The 20963-nt window shown below is 43.7% G+C and carries 15 protein-coding genes and 1 tRNA gene; 8 read left to right on the plus strand and 8 right to left on the minus strand.

The features are described from left to right. Positions 1-427: 427 nt before the first annotated feature. Entirely contained in the window at positions 428-1393 is a 966-nt protein-coding gene (gene cofG / locus QUB66_RS28140; RefSeq protein ID WP_332970517.1) for a 7,8-didemethyl-8-hydroxy-5-deazariboflavin synthase subunit CofG, read from the plus strand. A gap of 61 nt (positions 1394-1454) precedes the next feature. On the opposite strand, the gene QUB66_RS28145 is transcribed toward cofG, so the two are convergent. From QUB66_RS28145 to cpdA, 3 genes are all read right to left on the minus strand, one after another. Beyond that, positions 1455-2231, minus strand: a complete 777-nt coding sequence (locus QUB66_RS28145) for an SDR family oxidoreductase (RefSeq protein ID WP_332970518.1) — start codon at positions 2229-2231, stop codon at positions 1455-1457. Between the two features lie 199 nt (positions 2232-2430). Next, on the minus strand, positions 2431-3909 hold the full coding sequence (locus tag QUB66_RS28150; protein WP_332970519.1) for an alpha-amylase: 1479 nt from the start codon (positions 3907-3909) through the stop codon (positions 2431-2433). Positions 3910-4342: 433 nt separating this feature from the next. Next, positions 4343-5272 (minus strand): 3',5'-cyclic-AMP phosphodiesterase, encoded by a 930-nt coding sequence (gene cpdA / locus QUB66_RS28155; RefSeq protein WP_332970520.1) that lies wholly within the window; start codon positions 5270-5272, stop codon positions 4343-4345. A 14-nt stretch (positions 5273-5286) separates the two neighbouring features. Here cpdA and QUB66_RS28160 point away from each other — a divergent pair. The 5 genes from QUB66_RS28160 to QUB66_RS28180 all read left to right on the plus strand — a co-directional run bounded on the left by QUB66_RS28160 (position 5287) and on the right by QUB66_RS28180 (position 12099). Then, positions 5287-5357 (plus strand) — tRNA-Cys (locus QUB66_RS28160). A 187-nt stretch (positions 5358-5544) separates the two neighbouring features. Then, on the plus strand, positions 5545-6153 hold the full coding sequence (locus QUB66_RS28165) for a Uma2 family endonuclease (RefSeq protein WP_332970521.1): 609 nt from the start codon (positions 5545-5547) through the stop codon (positions 6151-6153). A gap of 405 nt (positions 6154-6558) precedes the next feature. Further along, positions 6559-9882 carry a CHAT domain-containing protein gene (locus QUB66_RS28170; RefSeq protein WP_332970522.1) on the plus strand — a complete coding sequence of 1108 codons (3324 nt, stop codon included), beginning with the start codon at positions 6559-6561 and terminating at the stop codon, positions 9880-9882. 13 nt (positions 9883-9895) lie between these two features. Continuing rightward, positions 9896-10249, plus strand: a complete 354-nt coding sequence (locus tag QUB66_RS28175; protein ID WP_332970523.1) for a hypothetical protein — start codon at positions 9896-9898, stop codon at positions 10247-10249. 350 nt (positions 10250-10599) lie between these two features. Then, positions 10600-12099: a hypothetical protein gene (locus QUB66_RS28180; protein ID WP_332970525.1), complete on the plus strand. Its 1500-nt coding sequence runs from the start codon at positions 10600-10602 to the stop codon at positions 12097-12099. 134 nt (positions 12100-12233) lie between these two features. Here QUB66_RS28180 and QUB66_RS28185 read toward each other — a convergent pair whose 3' ends face one another. From QUB66_RS28185 to QUB66_RS28195, 3 genes are all read right to left on the minus strand, one after another. Further along, positions 12234-12848 (minus strand): type II toxin-antitoxin system PemK/MazF family toxin, encoded by a 615-nt coding sequence (locus QUB66_RS28185; protein ID WP_332970526.1) that lies wholly within the window; start codon positions 12846-12848, stop codon positions 12234-12236. Positions 12849-12852: 4 nt separating this feature from the next. Beyond that, on the minus strand, positions 12853-13335 hold the full coding sequence (locus tag QUB66_RS28190) for a type II toxin-antitoxin system antitoxin SocA domain-containing protein (protein ID WP_332970527.1): 483 nt from the start codon (positions 13333-13335) through the stop codon (positions 12853-12855). A 308-nt stretch (positions 13336-13643) separates the two neighbouring features. After that, positions 13644-14114, minus strand: a complete 471-nt coding sequence (locus QUB66_RS28195) for a DUF4079 domain-containing protein (protein WP_265234209.1) — start codon at positions 14112-14114, stop codon at positions 13644-13646. Positions 14115-14210: 96 nt separating this feature from the next. On the opposite strand from QUB66_RS28195, the gene QUB66_RS28200 reads away from it, so the two are divergent. Continuing rightward, the gene (locus tag QUB66_RS28200; protein ID WP_332970528.1) at positions 14211-15692 is read left to right on the plus strand and encodes an ankyrin repeat domain-containing protein; all 1482 of its coding nucleotides are present in this window, start codon (positions 14211-14213) and stop codon (positions 15690-15692) included. A 237-nt stretch (positions 15693-15929) separates the two neighbouring features. On the opposite strand, the gene QUB66_RS28205 is transcribed toward QUB66_RS28200, so the two are convergent. Next, complete coding sequence (locus QUB66_RS28205) at positions 15930-16880, minus strand: 2OG-Fe(II) oxygenase (RefSeq protein WP_265234211.1); 951 nt, start codon at positions 16878-16880, stop codon at positions 15930-15932. A gap of 78 nt (positions 16881-16958) precedes the next feature. Continuing rightward, positions 16959-18500 (minus strand): bifunctional phosphoribosylaminoimidazolecarboxamide formyltransferase/IMP cyclohydrolase, encoded by a 1542-nt coding sequence (gene purH / locus QUB66_RS28210; protein ID WP_332970529.1) that lies wholly within the window; start codon positions 18498-18500, stop codon positions 16959-16961. A 451-nt stretch (positions 18501-18951) separates the two neighbouring features. On the opposite strand from purH, the gene QUB66_RS28215 reads away from it, so the two are divergent. Next, positions 18952-20862, plus strand: a complete 1911-nt coding sequence (locus tag QUB66_RS28215) for a PAS domain S-box protein (RefSeq protein WP_332970531.1) — start codon at positions 18952-18954, stop codon at positions 20860-20862. Positions 20863-20963 lie beyond the last annotated feature (101 nt).

A 20963-nucleotide genomic window follows, 5' to 3' on the forward strand; every position in this document is an offset into this window, starting at 1 on the left:
GACCCAGTTGCAAAACTGCGACCACAGATTGGCGCTTTCGCGCTGCTGTAAGGTTGCTGTCATTGTTTTATGATTGCTTTATTTGGTTTTCAACGTTCGTGACGGATTTGTGTTCCGCCATGTAAATAAACATAAACCTTTTATTTCAATTTGTAAAGGCCCTTTAAGCACATTTTTTGTAATGAGTGTTATAAGCATAGCTAATATAACGCTGTGATGGTTGCTGTATAAGGAAAATAAAAGCAGGCTGGAGAATTTGCGGGCGATCGCACCAACAAAAAAAATGCTCATAATTTAGCTGGTAACCAGATTCGGGACAGGCATGAGTGTTAAGATACATGAAGTAGTGCGATCGCCAACCGCAAAACTCACATTGAGAGATACATATATGTTGTTGGTCAAGTTCGATCGATAAAAGTCCCAACCAATGTCCCGCACCATCACCTACAGCCCCGCTTATACTCTGGTTCCCACCTACGAGTGTTTCAACCGCTGCACCTATTGCAATTTTCGGGTTCAACCGCTGCAAAGTCCTTGGCTGACACTTCCAGAAGCAGAAACACAGCTTAAGTTGCTGCTTCCTCAAGGTGTAATTGAAATTCTGATCCTCAGCGGCGAAGTACATCCCCAGAGTCAACGGCGCAAAGCTTGGTTTCAGCGGATTTACGATTTGTGCGAACTGGCACTTAGTCTCGGATTTTTGCCGCATACTAATGTAGGGCCGCTCAGCTTTGAAGAGATGGCGCTGTTAAAACAGGTGAATGTCTCGATGGGGCTGATGCTAGAACAGTTGTCCCCCGATTTGTTACAAACTGTTCACCGACACGCACCGAGTAAAGTGCCGGCGCTGCGGCTACAACAGCTAGAATTGGCCGGGGAATTACAGATTCCGTTTACAACAGGTTTGCTGTTGGGAATTGGCGAAAGTGAGGCTGATTGGATTGAGACTCTGGAGGCGATCGCCCGGATTCATTCGCGCTACAATCACATTCAAGAAGTTATCTTGCAGCCTCACAGTCCGGGAAATCAGCAAAGTTGGGACGGTGAAGTTTTTGATGCTACAAAAATGCCACAAGTAATTGCGATCGCCCGCAGCATTTTACCTGCTGAAATTTCCCTGCAAATCCCGCCAAATTTAGTTGCACAGCCGGAAATATTGCTGGCTTGTTTAGAAGCCGGTGCGACAGATTTAGGCGGAATCGGGCCATTGGATGAAGTTAATCCCGATTATCCTCACCTGCAACATCAAATTTTAACAGAAATTTTAGCAGCAGCCGGATGGCAACTCGTGCAGCGTTTGCCTGTTTATCCTCAGTACGATAACTGGCTGCCGCAAACATTACAAACTGCTGTCAAACAATGGAGAGTTAGTCGGTTAACGGTTAACGGTTAACGGTTAACTGTCAACTGTTAACTGTTAACTGTCAACTGTTAACTGTCAACTGATTGAGCTTTTAAATCAAAGAACCGCCGCCATCAATCCAGACTTCAGTACCTGTGATAAAACTGGAGGTATCGGATACCAGAAATAACACTAATTTCGCGATATCTAGGCTCGAACCAGCGGTATTATCAGTCAAAGGAATCATATCTTGAAGGCAATCGCGGTCAACTGGAATGCGATCGAGATGGCGCTTAACAGTGCTTTCATTGATCCCAGTCAGCACCCCGCCCGGACAGATAACATTGACTCTGATGTGGCTGGCAGAAAGTTCTAGCGCCAGCATTTTTGCTAAAGCTACTTGGGCAGCTTTGCTGCAAGCGTAAGCTGTAGCGCCAACTTTTTTGAAGCTTCTTGTACCATTAATCGATGAGGTAATCACAATCGAACCTCCTTGTTTTTTTAAATAAGGAACTGCATATTTTACAGTCAAAAATGTTCCCGTCAGATTGGTGTTAATTGTCTGTTCCCACTCATCGAGTGCTATCTCTTCTACCGGCGACCAGATACCGTTAATCCCCGCATTGGCGAACACAATATCAATTCTTTGATATTCGTCAAAAATTGTTTGAAATGCCTGCTGCATTTGCCCAGAATGCCCCACATCTGCGGCAATTGCCAGCCCGCTGCCTCCTTCATTGATTAGTTGGCGGACTGTTTCTTGCGCCGTTTCTAAAGTTAAATCGATAATCGCAACTTTTGCGCCTTCCTTGGCCATTAACATTGCTGTTGCACGACCAATTCCCGACCCGCCGCCGGTAATAACGGCAACTTTTTCTGCAAGTTTCATATTTTTTTATGTAAATATTTTTGGGGCGACGCCTATAAATATAAGTATAGAGAGAGAGGACTGAAGTCATCACTACGAATAGGCTTGACTCATCAAAAACAGCTAAGTAAAAATTTGTTTGATGCGATAATTATAGCGGTAAGGTGCGCCTCGCGCACCCTACTTTAGACAGAGGATTCCGTCAAGATTACCGTCATATTTACTGCTGCGGAACCCAGACAGAAACTGAACCGGCGTTACACCTAAAATCTGCCCAACCATCGTCATTAGTTACGATGGGTTCTTTGACGTGCTCCATGATGTCAATATAAGTTCGATTAGGCTGTCCGACTTCCATAAACTTAGTGCCATCGCCTCCGTTACTTAGTACCACAGCCATGCCACCAGGGTGTTCTTCATTTCCGAGTCGCGTCCAGCCAATTGTGTTAGCGTGGTCGAAGTAATCGTATTGATTGCCGTAGGAATAAGTTTGGCGCGCCCACAACAATTTATCCAAAATCCACTGATGTTTGTCTAACCAAATCTCGTATTCATTGCCATCGTTTGCTGTATCTTTATAGTGATCGCCGTAATAATCCGGGTAAAAAATACAGGGATATCCTTCACGCCGCAGCAGGATTAAAGCGTAAGCAAGCGGTTTAAACCAAGACTCGACAACTGATTCTAACGATTGCAAGGGTTGAGAATCGTGGTTGTCAACCAAAGTAACGGCTAGAGTTGGTTGCTGTTGAACGAGGGTGCCGTCAAAAATTGTTCGCAAGTCGTAGCTGTTGCCGGCTTTGCTAGCAGCGTGGAAGTTATAGTGGAGTGGCGCATCAAATAAGGATACTTTACCGTCCGTTGCTTGGATGAAGTAGTGCAAAGCTTCCACTTCATAAGACCAATATTCGCCGACGGCAAATAGGTCGCGTTTGGCATAGTTACGGACGTGTTCCAACCACTCTTGAAAAAATCCTGCTGCTACGTGTTTGACGGCATCAAAACGAAATCCGTCAACGTTTGTTGTATCCACATACCACTCGCCCCAGTATTTTAATTCCCCGGTGACTTCTGGGTTGTCCATATCTAAGTCGCAACCCATGAGGTAGTCAAAGTTGCCTTTTTCTAGGTCTACTCCCTCATCAAATTCTTTGCCTTTTAGCAGGTAAACTGCATGGGTATCAGTGTCGTAAGCGTTGTAATCAATGGCGTCAAAATGCCACCAATGCCACTCCATACTAGAATATTTTTTGTCGCGGCCGGGGAAAGTAAAATGCGTCCAAGCCTTGATTTTTTGATATTCGCCTATTGGGGCATTCCGGTTATCCATATCGAAGGGTGTGGCTTCAGCTTCTTCTTCTTCATCGGCACCTAATTTGTGGTTGAAGACGACATCGGCATAAATCCGAATTCCTGCATCTTGGGCAGCTTTGATTGCACGCAAATACTCATCTTTTGTACCGTATTTAGTGCGTACTGACCCTTTTTGGTCGAATTCGCCTAAATCGAATAAGTCGTAGACACCATAGCCGACATCCATACCGCCGCCCGTTCCTTTATAAGCGGGTGGCAACCACAGAGATGTAACGCCAATTTTAGCTAAATCTTTTGCTGATTCTGCTAGCTGATTCCACAGGTTTCCGTCGTCGGGGGTGTACCAGTGGAAATACTGCATCATGACGCCATTGACTTCAGACATATTAAGTTTTTCCTGTTTTTTAAAGTTGCCCGATTTATTGTTGTTAGTTGCCGATCGCTCTAGCTATTTCTGCAATCTACGGTCATTACAAATGATAAAATATATGAATGAATAATAAAATATATCTTTTGACAGATTGACAATTTTGTACATTGTATAGAAATATTTTTTAGCATATGTAACAGCGCAAAAAATATGTTCTAGGGCTTGTGATTATGCGATCGCAAACCTGCTTGATATGATGTCAGCTTGAACGCAGACAATTAAATCGGTTTTTACTGAGGATAAATTGGTTTGTAGTGAGGACTTCAGTCTTCTGAGTTTTGAGGCGGACACAAGTCCGAACGATCGAACTTGGTAACGGTTATTTTACGGAAAATAAGATGATTCTTCGATTGGGTCGATCGCACAATCACCTCTTAACTGTAAAATATCAAGATTTTGCAGGTTCTCCGGCTACTCGCTCAATCTTAGTATCCCAAGTACCGTCGATCGCCAATTCGAGCAATCTAAATCCGGGCCCGATGGTGTCGAGGACAATCGGAGAGGTTTTGGGTAACAGTTGTATGCAGGTACTGGGCGCGCCCAAGTAGGAAACTCCGCCTCGCTGTTGGTGAAATTCTTGATGAATATGGCCGCAAAGGACGATTTTTATTTGAGGGTATCGATCGACAATTGCGAAAAATTCATCGGCATTGTGCAGCATCATGCTGTCCATGATCTCACAGTCGATCGCCAGCGGATGATGGTGCAAAGCAATCGTAACAAATCGATCGCCCGTTTGTTGCAGTTGAGAATCCAGCCAATCCAAACTCTCTGGGGAAAGCCGCCCGCCGTCGCATCCGGCTTCGACACTCGAAAGCAGCAGAAATTGCCAGTTTCCCAAGTGAAATGATTTTTCTGGGGAAATTGGCGGCTTATCTAATATTTCCGCCATAACTGGAATGTTGTCGTGGTTTCCCGGTATCCAGTAGGCGGGAATTCCCAGGGGGGCGATGAGGGAGGCGAGGCGCTGGTAGGATTCGGCTGTTTCGTCTTGGGATAAATCCCCTGTCAGCAGAAGTAAGTCGGGCGGCGGCTTTATCTGTTGCAGGCGATCGAGAACTGTTTCGAGGGTGCGGGCTGTTGAGATCCCTTTCCATTGTCTATCGATCTGTCCAAACAAGTGAGTGTCGGTGATTTGGGCGACTCGGAGGGGAGAAACTGGTGTCATGGCGGCTGTTGCGGGCGAAGCGGAGGCGATCGAGCTATTTCTAATGTAGCCTGGGATGGGGTTGTGGGGGCGATCGAACTTTGGGCGATCGAAATTTTTTAGAGATATGTTGAAATAATCAGGATTTAGTGTATTATCGTATAACGTCAATTTTCAGACGTAACGGCGGCATAGCCAAGTGGTAAGGCAGAGGTCTGCAAAACCTCCACCCCCAGTTCAAATCTGGGTGCCGCCTTTTTTAATTATCGGACACACATTAGGGACACGACACTGCCGTGTCCTCTATTGCATCAGATTTAAAAATGCCACAATGCCATGATTGCGAATTCAAATAAACCCGGTTTCTTCGATAAACCGGGTTTATAAAACGCTTTCAAATTATTCTGATGTTAAAATAATGTTAGAACATTGGAGGTTTTCCCATGATTCAAGCGATATCAAAATTAATAACGTTCGATGACTTTTTGGAGTGGAAACCAGAAAACGGACGCTATGAACTACGTAACGGAGTTATTGTTGAGATGCCTAATCCAACTGGTAAACATTCAGTAGTCGCAGGTTTCCAGGCGCTAGAATTTGGTTTTGAAATTAGGCGTTTACAACTTCCTTATTTTATTCCCAAGGAATGTACAATTAAATTCAGCGATAACTTAGGCTACGATCCAGATGTGATTGTATTAGATAAACAAGCCGTAGAAGTCAATGAGTCTCGATGGGAACGAGAATCAGTTATTACTCAGGGAGATTCTGTTAAGTTAGTGGTGGAAGTAGTCAGCACAAATTGGCGCGATGATTATGCACATAAGATGATCGAATATGAAGCATTAGGCATTGCTGAATACTGGATTGTCGATTATTTGGGTTTGGGAGGTAGCCGTTATATTGGTTCTCCTAAACAGCCTACTTTGTCGGTTTGTCAGTTGGTAGATGGTGAGTATCAGATTAAGCTATTTCGGGGAGATGAGAGAATTGAGTCAGTGGTATTTCCAGAGTTGAATTTGACGGCGCAGCAAATTTTTAATGGCGGGTAAGGAAGCCTGGTTTCTCTGCATTAAACCCGCAGTCCAGCAGGGGTTGAAACCCCTGCCTCAAAGCGAAAGTCCTCGGTCGAGGACTGATGATTTCTTTAGTCCTCTTGAGAGGACTTTCGCTATTAGCCAGGGAATTAATTCCCTGGCGGACTTTCGGGTTAAGTTACCATATATCGGCACTGCGATGTCCCGTATTTTCTAGAATCGCAAACTACTTATCTCATCAAAATCGACCAACCAGAAACCTCAGACAAACCTCAAATACCACAAATCAAGTAATTTGTCAATTAAAACTGAGCAACAAGGCCGCTAGATAGGAAAATTAAATAATTCTTGCATTTTAGCTGGTGCTGCTTGAATTTGTGGTACAAATGAGCCAATAAAGAATGTTGAAGGTCACGCCTCATGGATGAAAACCGCCTCCCATCTTACATGAATCTGATTCAATTGCTGCTGAGTTGTCCGGCTGGCAAAGAAATGGAACTATTGCAAGAGCACTCAGAGTTAATAGACTCAGGCTTGATTGAAGTGATGCAGCAAGAGGCGAGTCGGATGGCGGCGGATGGCGAACAAAGGGCGGCTATTTTGCAGCAATGGGCTCAACTTAGTCAATCTTTCGCTCAAGGGCGCAATCATACCCATCTGATATTGATTCAGGCGCTGCTGAATTGTCCCGATGGGCAGGAAAATGAAATATTAAGAGCTAACGACTCACTGCTTGATGGAAAATTAATCATATTAATGATGGCAATCTCAGCCAAGTCAAAAGCAACTAATGATCTCGATACTGCAAACAAGTTGCGAGATATTGCTGTAATAATTACTTGTTCTATAGATATAGAACGATGGCTTGCTTATAGAAAGCTGAGCTTAGCTTTGCTTAGATGTCGGAGTGATGAAGAAACTGATATCCTCACAGCTAATCCAGACTTGATAGATCTTGGCTTAGCCAGAGAGATGGAAATAATCGCACAAGACCTAGCAACAATAGGTGAGAGTAAAAAAAATATCTTTTTTAAAGAACTTAGTTTTAGAATAGGTGTAATTTCTCAGATAGTGGAATTTTGTGGTAGGCAATCGCAGGTTATTGATCAATGTATTGCTTTAGACAAAATGATTATTACTACCATGAATAGTGATGGGAATTTACACCAGGTTTATCAAGTATTAGAAAATAATTTAAATAAACTAGATGATAGCTTGGGTAGGATGTTCGGAATTTGGGCAGGAATTTTTTTATCTACAGCAGAACCAGAAATAGCCAAAGTTATCGCGGAGGCTATTTGCGATTTTAGCAGGTTGCTCCAAAGATTCTCTAAAGGAGACAGAGGTAGCAACATAGAAATTGCTATTGCTGGATACAAAGCAGCTTTAAATTTTTATGAAGAAAACGAAAAAGAAAAATTAGAAAAACTCAAGAATGAATTAGCAAGTGCATATCGTCAGCGTTCAAGAGGTAGCGCAGAAGAAAATAATCAACAAGCCATAAAATATCAACGAGAATCATTAGAAATTGTATCTAAATTTCACAAAATTCAAGAAGAAACTATTCGGCAAATTTCAAATAATTTTGAACTTTGTAATCTTAATGGAGCGTATCTGCTTCCAGATTCTGAGAATATACTTGTTCCTCCATCTTGGTCATTAATATATTTATATTGGGAAGAAAATAAATTTGATAAAACAAACAATTTTGATGTGATAATTGAGGTTTCTGAGCAAGTTATCGAGTCATATCCTCGGAATCAATATCCTGAAATATGGGCGGCTATCAAGGCAAACCAAGGTTACGCTCATCACAGACGCAATAATTACATACCACAGGAACTGATTGATAGCGTAGAGGCTATTTATTGCTACAAAGATGCTTTAAAAATTTATAAGCCGTCTACTCATCCTATAGATTGTTTTAGAATTGGACTCAACTTAGGTAGTTTGGGTTTTTCAAATAAGCTTTGGGAATATGCTATTAGAGGTTATGGAACTGCCATTTCCACAGTTGAAAAAGGTCGCGATTGGTCAAATTCAATAATAGAAAAACGGGAGATTTTGGAGGATTGCATCGATGTTTACGCCAAAATAGTGAAAGCATATATTAAGCATAACAAACCTCGCAAAGCTATTGAATATGTAGAGCGTAGTAAAGCCCGCCACCTCGTCGAACTCCTTGCCACCCGTGACCTCTACCCCAAAGGTGACATTCCCGAAACCGTTATTAACGAACTCTCGCGCCTGCGTCGAGAAATTGATGCCGAACAGCGACGACTAGACATCGAACAGACAAATCGTAACAGCAACAGAGGCACGATATCAGGAGAACGCAACCCCCAAATCGAAAACCTACAAACCACCAGTCGCGATCAAACCAATCTAACCCAATTACGGCAACAACTAAATGAATTGATTGCCCGCGACATCACACCCATCGACCCCGACTTCGTACTCACTCAAAAAGTTAAAGGCATCTCCTACAAAAAGATTCAATCCCTCACAGCAGAAAACACCTCTATCCTTCAGTGGTACATTACAGGCGACAGACTTCTTGCTTTCATTATCACCGCTGAATCACCAACTCCTATAATCTGGCAATCGTCAAAAGCCGACTTTAAGGTCTTGAAAAATTGGTTCAACGAGTATCTGAAAGACTACCAAGAAAACAAAACTCAATGGCAGCAAAACCTAGCCTCCTGCCTCCAAAGTCTAGCTGATATTTTGCATTTCAACGATCTTCTGGAAATAGTTCCCAAACATTGCAGTCAACTAATTCTAATTCCCCACCGCTTCCTGCACCTTTTCCCCCTTCACGCCTTGCCAGTTAGCCGTGAAACCTGGCAGCGGTTTAATTCAGAAACCCCGTCTCCAGAACCCACTAATCCTTGCGTGCTAGATTGCTTCAAACAAAGTGTCCGCTACGCCCCCAGTTGCCAACTCCTGCAACAAGCACAAAGGCGAAAACGCCCCAATTTCACACACCTATTTGCCGTCCAAAATCCTACCAATGACCTGGAATTTACCGATGTAGAAGTACAAGCAATCCGTCAGAATTTCCCACCAGAAAATCAAGATATTCTCATCCAAAATAATGCCCAAAAATCAGCCATAAACGACAGCCGCCTCCGCATCGCCCACTGCGCCCACTTTAGCTGTCACGGCTACTTTAACTTTCAGCAACCTTTGCTCTCCGCATTGCTGCTAGCCGACAGCGAATTACCCCCACCAGCACCAGCAGAATCAAACCCCAACCGTTATCAACCCTTACAAAATGGCAACATTCTCGACCTTGACAAATGCCTCACCTTAGCAGACATCTTTGCCCTCGACTTCCGAGAATGTCGCCTAGTAGTCCTCTCCGCCTGCGAAACCGGCATCAGCGACTTTAGCAGCATCAGCGATGAATATATCAGCTTACCTAGCGGTTTCCTCGTGGCAGGCAGTTCCAGTGTTGTACCCACACTTTGGACTGTGAATGATGTATCTACTTCATTGCTCATGATAGAATTTTATCAGAATCTCAAAGCCGGGTTAAGCGTCGCTCTTGCCCTCAACAAAGCTCAACTTTGGCTGCGGGATGTTACAGTAGAACAGTTAGAACAGTGGAGAAACGAACTTCCTCAACGTCCTATCCTAAAAAAAGCGATCTACCAGATGATTAAGAAGATAGACTCCACAGTAGTACGACCTTTTCAATCACCTTATTATTGGGCTGCCTTTTGTGCAACTGGTCAGTAAAAATCAAATAATTATGCTTAGCGAAAGCCAGAAATATATCAACGCCTTCATACAGCTAGTTAAAAATCAGAAACCCCTGTTTTTGAAAGACAATAGGAATGAAGACCTCAATCAAGCAAAAGAAAATTTCCGAGAAACAGAGGATGATCTGGCTGATGACATCATTGAATGGTGTGCAAAGTACACCGACATTGATGAAGCATTAGACCAGACTCGCGAAGGATTAGATGTGTCAGGAGAAATGGCAGGGGAGCGCACACCAGGAACAACTAAATTGAAGGCTCCACCACCGCCTCCACCTCGCAAAGTCTCCAGAGAAACGCTATTAAATGCCATCCAAGAAAGTTTTCCCAACCAGTCAACATAGAAGATTCGGCGGTTGAAACCGCGTCTACATAAACAAAACCCGCCTCCGCGGGTTGAAGAGTGGGCGGTTAAAATTAGCTTATTTTCTTCAGTCCGCGTCGGCGGACATCGTTTGTATAGGCGCGGTTTCAACCGCCGTCTTATCGAAACCCTATTAGGCTCTAGGTGATGAATAGCACTCAATTGACAGGCTGGGCGGTTGAAACCGCGTCTACACAAACAAAACCCGCCTCCGCGGGTTGAAGAGCTTGTTGTTAAAATTAGTTTATTTTCTTCAGTCCGCGGAGGCGGACATCGTTTGTATAGGCGCGGTTTCAACCGCCGTCTTATCGAAACCCTCTTAATATCTAGATGATGAATAGCACTCAATTGACAGGCAAACTTGCCAACCCGAAACTAACGCTGTTTGCCTTTCAATTGTGCAACAACCTTGCCAAAGGCGACCAACAAACAGTAGACAATGCCGACCATTTATGGCATCAATGCGTTGCTTTGGGAAACCTCCTGCAAACCAATCCAAAACTCGATGCTTTCCTCGAACACCTTGCCCACACAAAAAGCCAAAATAGCCAACAAAGCGAATATTTAGAACTTTATGAGTCAGATGGTGATAAAATCCTATCATTTACCACTCTCAGCCAACCGGACAAAGTACCCCTAGAAGGCGGAATTTATCCGGTGCAACTGCACGACACTTACGCCCTTGACTTGACGCTACAGACGGCAGATACACTAGAAACCAACCAACTCAACAATCTAAATTTTCAAGGTTGTCTGCTACCTAATAAAATCCAAGCATCACTCGGACAAACCCTGGTATTCTTTGCCAAACCCGTTGATTTTTCCGGTGATTATAAAGAATTAGCAACAGCTTGTGTAGAAGCTTTTTTTCAAGATGTAGAAAACCAGCTAAAACCCTATTTGATTAAAGAGGGAAAACTTCTCGGCAGTCCCATTTTTGAATTTGACAATCCTCAACAAAATCCGAGTTTCAACTGCCGTATACTCGTCTGGTTGAACATAGATGAAAAAACTTCAGAGTTAGAGGATAAAGGTGATTATTATCCTCCGCTGCTCAATTTGTTATGCTGTCGGAATAAAATCCTTTACGCCAATTACCAAGCGGAACTCTGCAACAAGGAAGCGAGGAAACTGTACAGCCAATTAGAAGCCAAGGTGAAAGAGTTTAGCAATTTAAAATCCGATCCAAAACAGCGACTGCAACAACTAGAAAATTGGCTGATTCAACTTCCCCAAATCGGGTTTGAGTATGCCCGCTATTTGCGAGATATAGAACTTCACCTGACTACAATTAAAACGAATGCTTACAACTATCGTGACTACCACAAACAACTTGTCAGTTGCAGCCTCGAAGGAACAGATAACTTAGATTTTATCCGAGATTTCCTCACTGGGAGTTGCCAGATGTTTCAGAAACAGATTAAAGTCAACATGAGTTATCTTACCGCAGGACGGCAATTGTTTCAACAGATGATTGAAACAATCCGAATAATTGTCGATTTGGAGGGTCAAAAACAACAGGCAGAGTTTGAAATAGGGGCAAGAAATAGCGATACCGAATTGCAAAACACGATTCAATCGGTAGGTGCAGGAATCGGTGCAGGCATCGGTGTGGCAGGAATAATTGCCAGCAGCTATCCTCTGATAACGGAAAGTCCAATTGCACCTTTTTCTACATCTTTACCACCGCATCCCTTTGTATTATCTCTCTTCTTCAGTTTATTATTCGGCGCAGTCTTTGGCTTTGGTACTTGGCGGTTGACTCGCAAAATTAAGCCCAAGGATGCAAATAGTAGCAATCAGATAAATGGTAGAATACCGGGTTGTTGAAACCGCGTCTACACAAACAAAACCCGCCTCCGCGGGTTGAATACCGGGTTGTTAAAATTAGCTTATTCTATTCAGTCCGCGGAGGCGGACATCGTTTGTGTAGATGCGGTTTAAACCGCCGTATTGTCTCATTCTCACCATAATTCGAGATCATTTATGACTTTTTCTAAATCATTCTTTTTATTCATATCCTTCGGCCAATAATCAAAAACTTTCTCTAAAACTTCCACAGACACATTGTTCATCAACCAATCATCACTAGAATCATCCCCAAGATTCAAAAAATACTTTAAACGTTCCTCTATCGAATCCTTATCTCCTTTATCCACTTGTCCAACTCGCTCAAACCAATTCCCTTGCGAGTCCTTAAAGGAATTAGCATCAATACTACATATCTGATGCACTAAAGCCAATGAATTCTGATCGAGACCATTTTTGCTAGTCGAATTAATCGGATAGGCTGTTGGTAAACCTTTACAGGTTTCTTGGAACGTTAAGGGAATCACCGTAAAAGTTTGTAGGCATCCAGAGTTATCTTGAAATTGGTCAATTTCCCAAAACAGATAATGATGCTCTCCCCGCAAAATCCTACTAGAATTAATTGTCAGGGTGCAATTAACAGTCTTGCATTCAATCTCCCCTGCTGCACTTAAATCATAAATGTGATTGTGATTGTGTTGGCAACGAAGAGATACTTTCTGGGGATTCACTAAATAAATCCAACCTTGACGAGGTGTTTTTCCAGCCACATTATCACCCTAATTCACTGATTAACTTTTGTCTTTCTGTCTGAAGATTCAGTCTCACCACTTGCTCTAGTTGATGGCTATCTTTAACCTCAATCATTGGCGCAGTGCTGTACACATACTTTAGTAACTTCTGGATTTTATCCTGTCCTGATCCTGCCCATTCTCTGCGAATGTTGTCCAGCATTAGTTTTAGTCCTAAAGGTAATTCTAAATCATCGACATTACCGGCTTCCGCACCAAGTCGGATAAATATGGTTTCTCCCACAGATTCTTGCACAATTGTTTTGCCATTCATTTGATTTAAGGCAACAATGATGTCTTCGTTCCAAGGGCTATAGTGATAATAACGCCAATTGAGCTGCGTAAGCTGTTTGTTTGTCCATTTGACAGAATAAAGGTCGGCCAAATACAAAAACTTGATTAATTGCGTTTTTGTAATATGACCTTTTGTGGCGTAAACAAAATACTTGATGAGGGTTTCTAGCATGGCTTTGATTGTTTGTAGGGTGCGTCGCTATAAAAATTCATGAATTCCATCGATAATCTCATTGCGACGCACTTTGCGACTGTTGGGAAAGAGTAAAAGAGAGGGTTGTTTATTCAACCGTTAAATAACCAAGGTACGTCGCTGTGAGATTGTGGATTTTTATCGAGGGATTGTCGATCGCGACGCACCCTACGCACTACGATTAAAGAAACCGGGTTTTTAGCAGAATTTACGTCTACAATGCGTCTTTTCGTGAAAAACCCGGTTTCTGGACACCCGCGCGCAAGTCCTGAATCGTACTTTAACGGTTACATCTTGCTGATAATTCTTTGCACGATTTCGACGCCTGTTACCGCTTGCCAGCCAAACAGCCCTAAGAGCCCCACATTCAGAAAGATGTGAGTGTATCTGGCAACATTGTTACCTTTTTGCATCAACGGAGTCAGAGAGGCTGAAATGGCAATTATTGCGGTCATTCCCAAGCCGGCTAGCAAGTGGGCTCCCACAAATAGTTTGCCGTTGTTGATGTAGGTGACGGCCATTCCGCCGATCGCCCCTGTTACCATCAAGGCTAGCAGCAAAGATCCCATCTGGTGATGCTTAATGTTGAATTTGCCCTTAATTAACTCTTTTTTGACCTCACCTTCGGCACTTCTGGTACGGCGGATTTGAACGCCGAGATACAAAGCATACAATGAGATTGCCAGCAATACCCACATTAAAACTGGGTGGAAGAATTGGCTCCAAACTTTTACTGACTCAGGAATTTCAAGATTCATGGTGTTCTCAGGATTTTTCAACTTACTTCATAAAACTTAGCATACCAGTCATGCCGTCTCATGCGACGGTAAAAATATACGGTATGAGAGACTATTATGCCTGCCACTAAACAAAACGCTGTATTGATTCAAGCTGCCAAGACTGGTAACATTATTCACGTCCAAGCTTTACTCGCTAAGGGTGTTGACGCTAACGCCAAAGACTCTGAGGGGACGACGGCTTTGATGTTTGCGGCCCAAAAGGGCTATACGGAAATTGTGCGTATTTTACTAAAAAATGACGCTAATGTCAACCTCGCGAGCAGGCGTTTTGGCCTGACGGCTTTGATGTTGGCTGCGGCTCACAAACAGGCTGATGTTATGCGGCTGTTGTTGGCTGCGGGTGCTGATGTTGACGCTAAAAATGATGATGGGAGTACGGCTTTGATGGCGGCTTCTCTCAAAGGCGATATCAATGTTGTGCGGCTTTTACTTGCTGCTAATGCTGATGTGAATGTGCGAGATCAAGATGGAGATTCGGCTCTCAAAATAGCTGCTTTGTCCGGGTACGAAGCTGTTGTTCAAGCTTTGGCTGATGCGGGTGCTATTGCTGATAATTCTATGTTGTTTTCAGCTATTAGTCAAGGTAGCGCGCAAATTCTCAGAATTTTGCTGAACTGCGCTGCGGATGTTAATCTTAAAAATCTACAGAGCAAAACTCCTTTAATGCAGGCTGCTACGGCGGACAATTTGGCTGTTGTTGAGGCGCTGCTAGCCGCTGGTGCTGATTTGGAAATTCGCGACAAAGAGGGCGAAACTGCTTTAACTTTGGCTGCGGATTGTGGCAATGTTGATGCGGTGCGAGCTTTGCTGGCTGCGGGTGCTAATCCGAATGTGAAAAGTGGAGATGGGGGCACGGCTTTGATGGCGGCGGCTGCTGGGGGAAATTTCGCGATCGCACATATATTACTAGATGCTGGCGCGGATATCAACGCTAAGGACAGAGATGACGAAACTGCGTTGAATTTTGCCGTGGTTGAAGGCTGCGAAGATGTGGTGGAATTGCTCTTAAACCGAGGTGCTAGTGTGGGTGCGAGAAATCGGTTGGGCGATACGCCTTTGCTGGTGGCGGCTGTTCACGGTCATAGTGCGATCGTATCAGCTTTGCTGCAAAAAGTAAACTCAAATCAGGCTGATTTCCTGAATGCTAAAAACTTTGGGGAGACGGCTTTGACGCTGGCTGCGTTTCATGGACATACTGAGACGGTGAAAGCCTTGCTTGAGGTTGGTGCTGATCCGAATGTCCCGGCGGATTTGGGAAAAACGGCTTTGATGAAGGCGTGCGATCGCGGTTATATGGCGATCGTCCAATTATTAGTTGAAAAAGGCGCGGATGTCAACTTGCTGGATGATTCCGGCGCAACTGCTGTCATGTGGGCCGCCCATCGGGGTTATGCTGATTTAGTCAAGATTTTAATCGCTGCTGGTGCAGCATTAAATCACAAAAATCCGGGCAATTATACAGCTTTAATGTTAGCTGAATTTAAGGGTTATTCCACTGTGGTGAAATTGCTCAAAAATGCCGGAGCACAAGAGTAAATATAGCATCGCGGGAGACGTAAACGGCGGTTGAAACCGTACGTCCTATCTGAGGAAAATGCGGTGTCAATAAAAAAAATCATGTTAACCGTCCATTCTTCAACCCGCGGAGGCGGGTTTTGTTTTTGTAGGCGCGGTTTCAACCGCCGTCTTATCTTGAAAATATCTGCGTTTATCTCCGTTTATCTGCCTTAAATCTGCGGTTTTGCTATTCATAAAAAATTTATGCAACAAGTCTCAATCCGCTTTACGCACCCAGCCATTAATAGTAAAACGACTATCAGCAAAAGCCTTCGAGGGACAGCTAACTGTCAAAACTTCGTGCATATAGCGGCTTAGGAAAAATACGATGCTATTATTGCGAGGTTCCACGGTTCTGAATGTCTCATCTGCAACATAAAAATTGTTCTCGACTTTGCTATCGTAAATCAGCAATTCGCCACCTGAAAAAGCCTTCGGTTCTCGATTGAAATAATAAACGTAAGTAAAAAATCGGGTGGCGGTATCTGGTGAACCGCTATCGTTGTGAAGTTTATAAAAGTTGTTGTCATTGTGCAGAGTTAGCTGAGCTTCTATGTCACCAAGCGTAAATGATGGTAGATTTAATTTACGCAGCACATCGGGGAGAATTGCTTTGATGCGATTTACCATCAATTGCGAAAATTCGGGGAAGGAGTGGAGTACCATCGAACGTCGGTAATCTTCGGCATTTGTTGAGGTGCTGGTACTCACAAATTCCGATTCTTTTGCTAAAACATATTTGATGAGTTTGTTCTTTTCGGCGGCGGTGAGAAAGTTGTCAATTTGGGCGTATCGAGATATTAAGTCATCATTTACAGGCGCAGGGGCGGGAATTTTTGCGGGAATTTCTACAGGAATTTCTACAGGAATTTCTACGGGAATTGCTAGCTGCTGCGGCTGTATTTGCTGCAATAAAATTGGGGGTTCTGTGACTAATCCGACTAGGTGTTCGGCGGGAAAGGAAAGGCTGGAACGCCCGTCGTCTATGGGGATTTGGAATAAGGTTGAAAACCCTACTGTCTGTTGCGTGCGATCGACTAATGTTTTGACTAGGCTGTGCAATAATGGTGTGTCTGATTTAAGAATGACGGTGCACTGATGTCCGCCGGTGAGCAGGATTTTAACTTTTACGTCTTGGGGTTGAATTTGCTGTTGACTGTAAGTCATAATTTTTAAAGGACGCAATTTGGGAAGCAATTCTGGAAGGACACAACAGTGTTGTGTCCCTACTATAGGGTATTATTCCTAATGCAAGAAGTGGCGGATATCGGTAAACATCATTGTGATTCCGAGTTGGTTAGCCGCCTCAATGGAATCTTTATCGCGCATACTACCTCCCGGTTGGACGATCGCAATTATGCCAGCCTCAGCAGCCGTTTTTACCGAATCATCGAAGGGGAAGAAGCCGTCGCTGGCCAAAATCGCTCCTTTACTCTTCTCTCCCGCTTGTTCCAATGCTAGTTTAACCGATCCGACGCGGTTCATTTGTCCCGCGCCGACACCGATTGTAGTGCGATCGCGCGTTACAACGATCGCATTAGACTTAACGTGTTTCGCTACCTTCCAAGCAAACAGCAATTCTGCCAACTCTTCAGCCGTCGGCTGCTTCTCAGTAACTGCGCGCCATTTGCTAGTTTCTTCTACTACATTATCCGAGTCTTGCACCAGCAAACCGCCTGCGATTACTTTCACAGTTTGTGCTGGGCCTTGAGTCAAATCTGGCAAAATTAATACTCTAACTTTCGCCTTTTTCTTGATAATTGCTTCCGCTTCCGGTTCGCAGCCTGGGGCGACAATACACTCTAAAAATGTCTTAGTTAACGCCGTTGCGGTAGCAGCATCAATCGGGCGATTGAGGGCGACAATTCCACCGAAAGCTGAGACTGAATCAGTGTCAAAAGCTTTTTGATACGCTTCCGAAATAGTTGTTCCCAAGGCTGTACCGCAAGGATTTGTATGTTTCAGAATAGCGGCGGCGGGAGTCTCTGGGAATTCTACAATTAGCCGTCTTGCTGCTTCTAAATCTACTAAATTATTGTAGCTCAATTCTTTGCCTTGCAGGATGGTGCTAGTTGTCCAGCCTGTGGGTGTAGTTCCGCTTTGATACCAGGTGGCGGCTTGGTGGGGGTTTTCGCCGTAGCGGAGTGTTTGCAACTCTGTACCTGATACGCTAAACTCCTGCGGTAGCTTCGATGCTGCGGATTGGTTGCTAAGATAATTGGCGATCGCGCGATCGTAGTTTGCTGTATGTTCAAATGTTTCTAGCGCGCGCTTTTGCCGAAACTCTAAGGATGCTTCCCCGCCGTTTTGTCGCAGTTCTGCTAAATAAGTATTGTACTGGTCAGGATTGCACAAAACTGTCAAATGAGCGTGGTTTTTAGCTGAAGCCCTCAGCATCGCCGGCCCGCCGATATCGATTTGTTCAATTGCGTCTGCTAGGGTTACTCCCGGTTTAGCAATTGTCTGTTCAAACGGATACAAATTCACTACAACTAGATCGATCGCCCGAATTTGATTTTCGGCTAAATCTGCGATATCTTGCGCTACATCGCGGCGCGCTAAAATACCTCCGTGGATTCGCGGATGAAGTGTTTTGACTCGCCCGCCCAAAATTTCGGGAGAACCAGTATATTCCGCAACTTTGGTGACGGGGATTCCCGCTTCTTTGAGGGCGCTTGCTGTCCCGCCGCTGCTAATTATGTCAAATTCAAATTCTTCTACTAGACTGCGCGCTAAGTCGATTAGCCCGGTTTTGTTGGATACGCTCAGAAGTGCTAGACGTGCCATTGGTTTGAAATTGCGATCGCAAAAATAGACAGGTTATATTCTATATCAAATCTGGCGGTAGGGGAATAATTTGGTAGTTTTTGACTATGATTACATTATCTAAAGATGACTTGGCTTGTTGGCAGCATATTTTTTTAGAAAATATTTTTTTTTGCAGTTGATTATAAATATTTATAACGGGCGCGTCGATCCTGTTAGATTGTCCGCTGTCAGCGGGATTGAAGCCATCTTTCCCCTTAACTGCCGTGTCCCGCGCCAGGGCCGATGCTGTTGAAATTACTTACTCAAGTGTAATAGATAATTCGATGGCGATCGCTCTAGAATCTTAAGGATATTTTAGGATTAATTATCAAATTGATGTGCTAGCATCGGTTATAAATTGTTCTATCCCTAAATTAGTGGAAAAATTGGGCGAGAGCGATATCTTAATAAAAAAATAGCAGGTTCAAATATGTTTTTTCAAGAAGCAGATTCAGAAAAGAAGCTCAGTAATATTAGCAGTAGGCCGAAACAAACTGCTAACAACCTCACCGATCGAACAAACTATCAAGAGATGCCCCAAAACATAACCGAGAATTCGACACAGACCAACATTTCAGAAGCTTACAGTCTGAGTTTGTGCGAAATGCAGCAGATGCAGCGAGCAATAGAACAGCTAAAGCAGGATTTGAAAGCTAGCGAATCTCGGTTTCGGAATGCGATCGAAAAGAATGCAGACGGCATGGCAATTGTCAACAAATTCGGACTTGTGTCTTTTGTAAACCAGTCAGCAGAAGCGCTGTTCAACTGCACAGCGGAGGAACTTTTAGGTCAAGAATTTTTTGGTGGTTTGCTAGTAGAATGTTCTGCTTGCGATCTGGAGATGAATGCAGATATTATTCCCCAAATTGGCAAAGTAGCTACAGCAGGAATTCGTGTCGTGCAAACAGAAGTTAAAGTTATTCGCAAGCAGCAAGAAAATGCTGTGGTAGAAATGCGGTTGGTGGAAACGGAATGGGAAGGAGAAATGGCTTATTTAGCGACGCTGCGGGACATTACCGATCGCAAGCGCGCCGAAGAAATACTTTGGTTGTACGATCGGGCTATGGCAGCTACCAGCACCGGAGTTACGATTTCTGACGCCACTAATCCCGAACATCCGATTATTTACTGCAATCCCGCCTTTGAAAACATGACAGGTTATCGGCGGCCAGAAATTCTCGGAAAAAACTGCCGATTTTTGTACGGAAGCGACACCGATCCCGCAGCAGTAGAAATAATTCGCCAAGCCTTACAAACAGAGAGCGAATGCAAGGTAATATTAAAGAATTACCGCAAAGACGGAACCGCTTTCTGGAATTGTTTCTCAATATCTCCGGTGCGCGATCGAACAGGCAAATTAACTCATTTTATCGGCGTACAGAGAGACATCACCGATCGCAAAAAAGCCGAGGAAGCCTTACAAAATTCCGAAGCACAAAGCAGAGAACAAGCAGCTAAACTAGCAGCAGCACTTGACGAACTCAAAGCGACTCATTCTCAATTAGTGCAGAGTGAAAAAATGTCTAGTTTAGGATTGCTCATTGCCGGAGTCGCTCACGAAATCAACAACCCCGTCAGCTTCATTCACGGCAATCTTGCTCACCTGAAAAATTATACTAGAGACTTGTTTAATTACCTCGAACTTTACCAACAACACTATCCCAATCCAGTTGCAGAAATTCAACAAAAAATAGAAGAGAATGAGCTCGATTTTTTAGTTGAAGATTTCCCCAAAATCGTATCTTCAATGAGCGTCGGTATCGAGCGGATTTGCCAGATTGTCCAGTCGTTGCAGAATTTTTCGCGGCACGACGATTCACAGATGAAACCCGTCAACCTCCATGAAGGTATTGACAGCACGCTGTTAATACTAAATCACCGTTTGAAAGGAAACGGTGAAATGCGGCCAATTGAAATTGTTAAAAAATACGGAAACTTACCGCCTGTGGAGTGTTTTGCGGGGCCGCTCAATCAAGTTTTTATGAATATTCTCAGCAATGCGATCGATGCTTTAGGTGATGGGAATAGTCAGCGAAGTTTTCAAGAAATGCGTGAGAATCCCAGCCAGATTAAGATTTGCACAGAAGTTACGGAGAATTTTGTAGAAATCAAAATTGCGGACAACGGGCCGGGAATCACTGAGGAAGTCAAGCAGCGCATATTCGATACATTTTTTACTACCAAACCCGTTGGTAAAGGCACGGGAATGGGTTTATCTATTAGCTATCAAATTATTGTAGAAAGACACAACGGCGAATTATATTGTACTTCGGAATTGGGCAAGGGCACGGAATTTATGATCAAAATGCCGATCGCACATTCGTGTAGTTACCCACAATAAAAATTGTTTGTAGATGCAGATGCAGGTAGTGCCCTGAAGGAAAGGATCAAGAGAATTAAACTGAATTCAAAGAAAGTAGGCGTTTAGAGTTGTAAATTAGC

The sequence above is a fragment of the Microcoleus sp. A2-C3 genome, from assembly GCF_036706065.1.
Taxonomy (GTDB): domain Bacteria; phylum Cyanobacteriota; class Cyanobacteriia; order Cyanobacteriales; family Microcoleaceae; genus Microcoleus.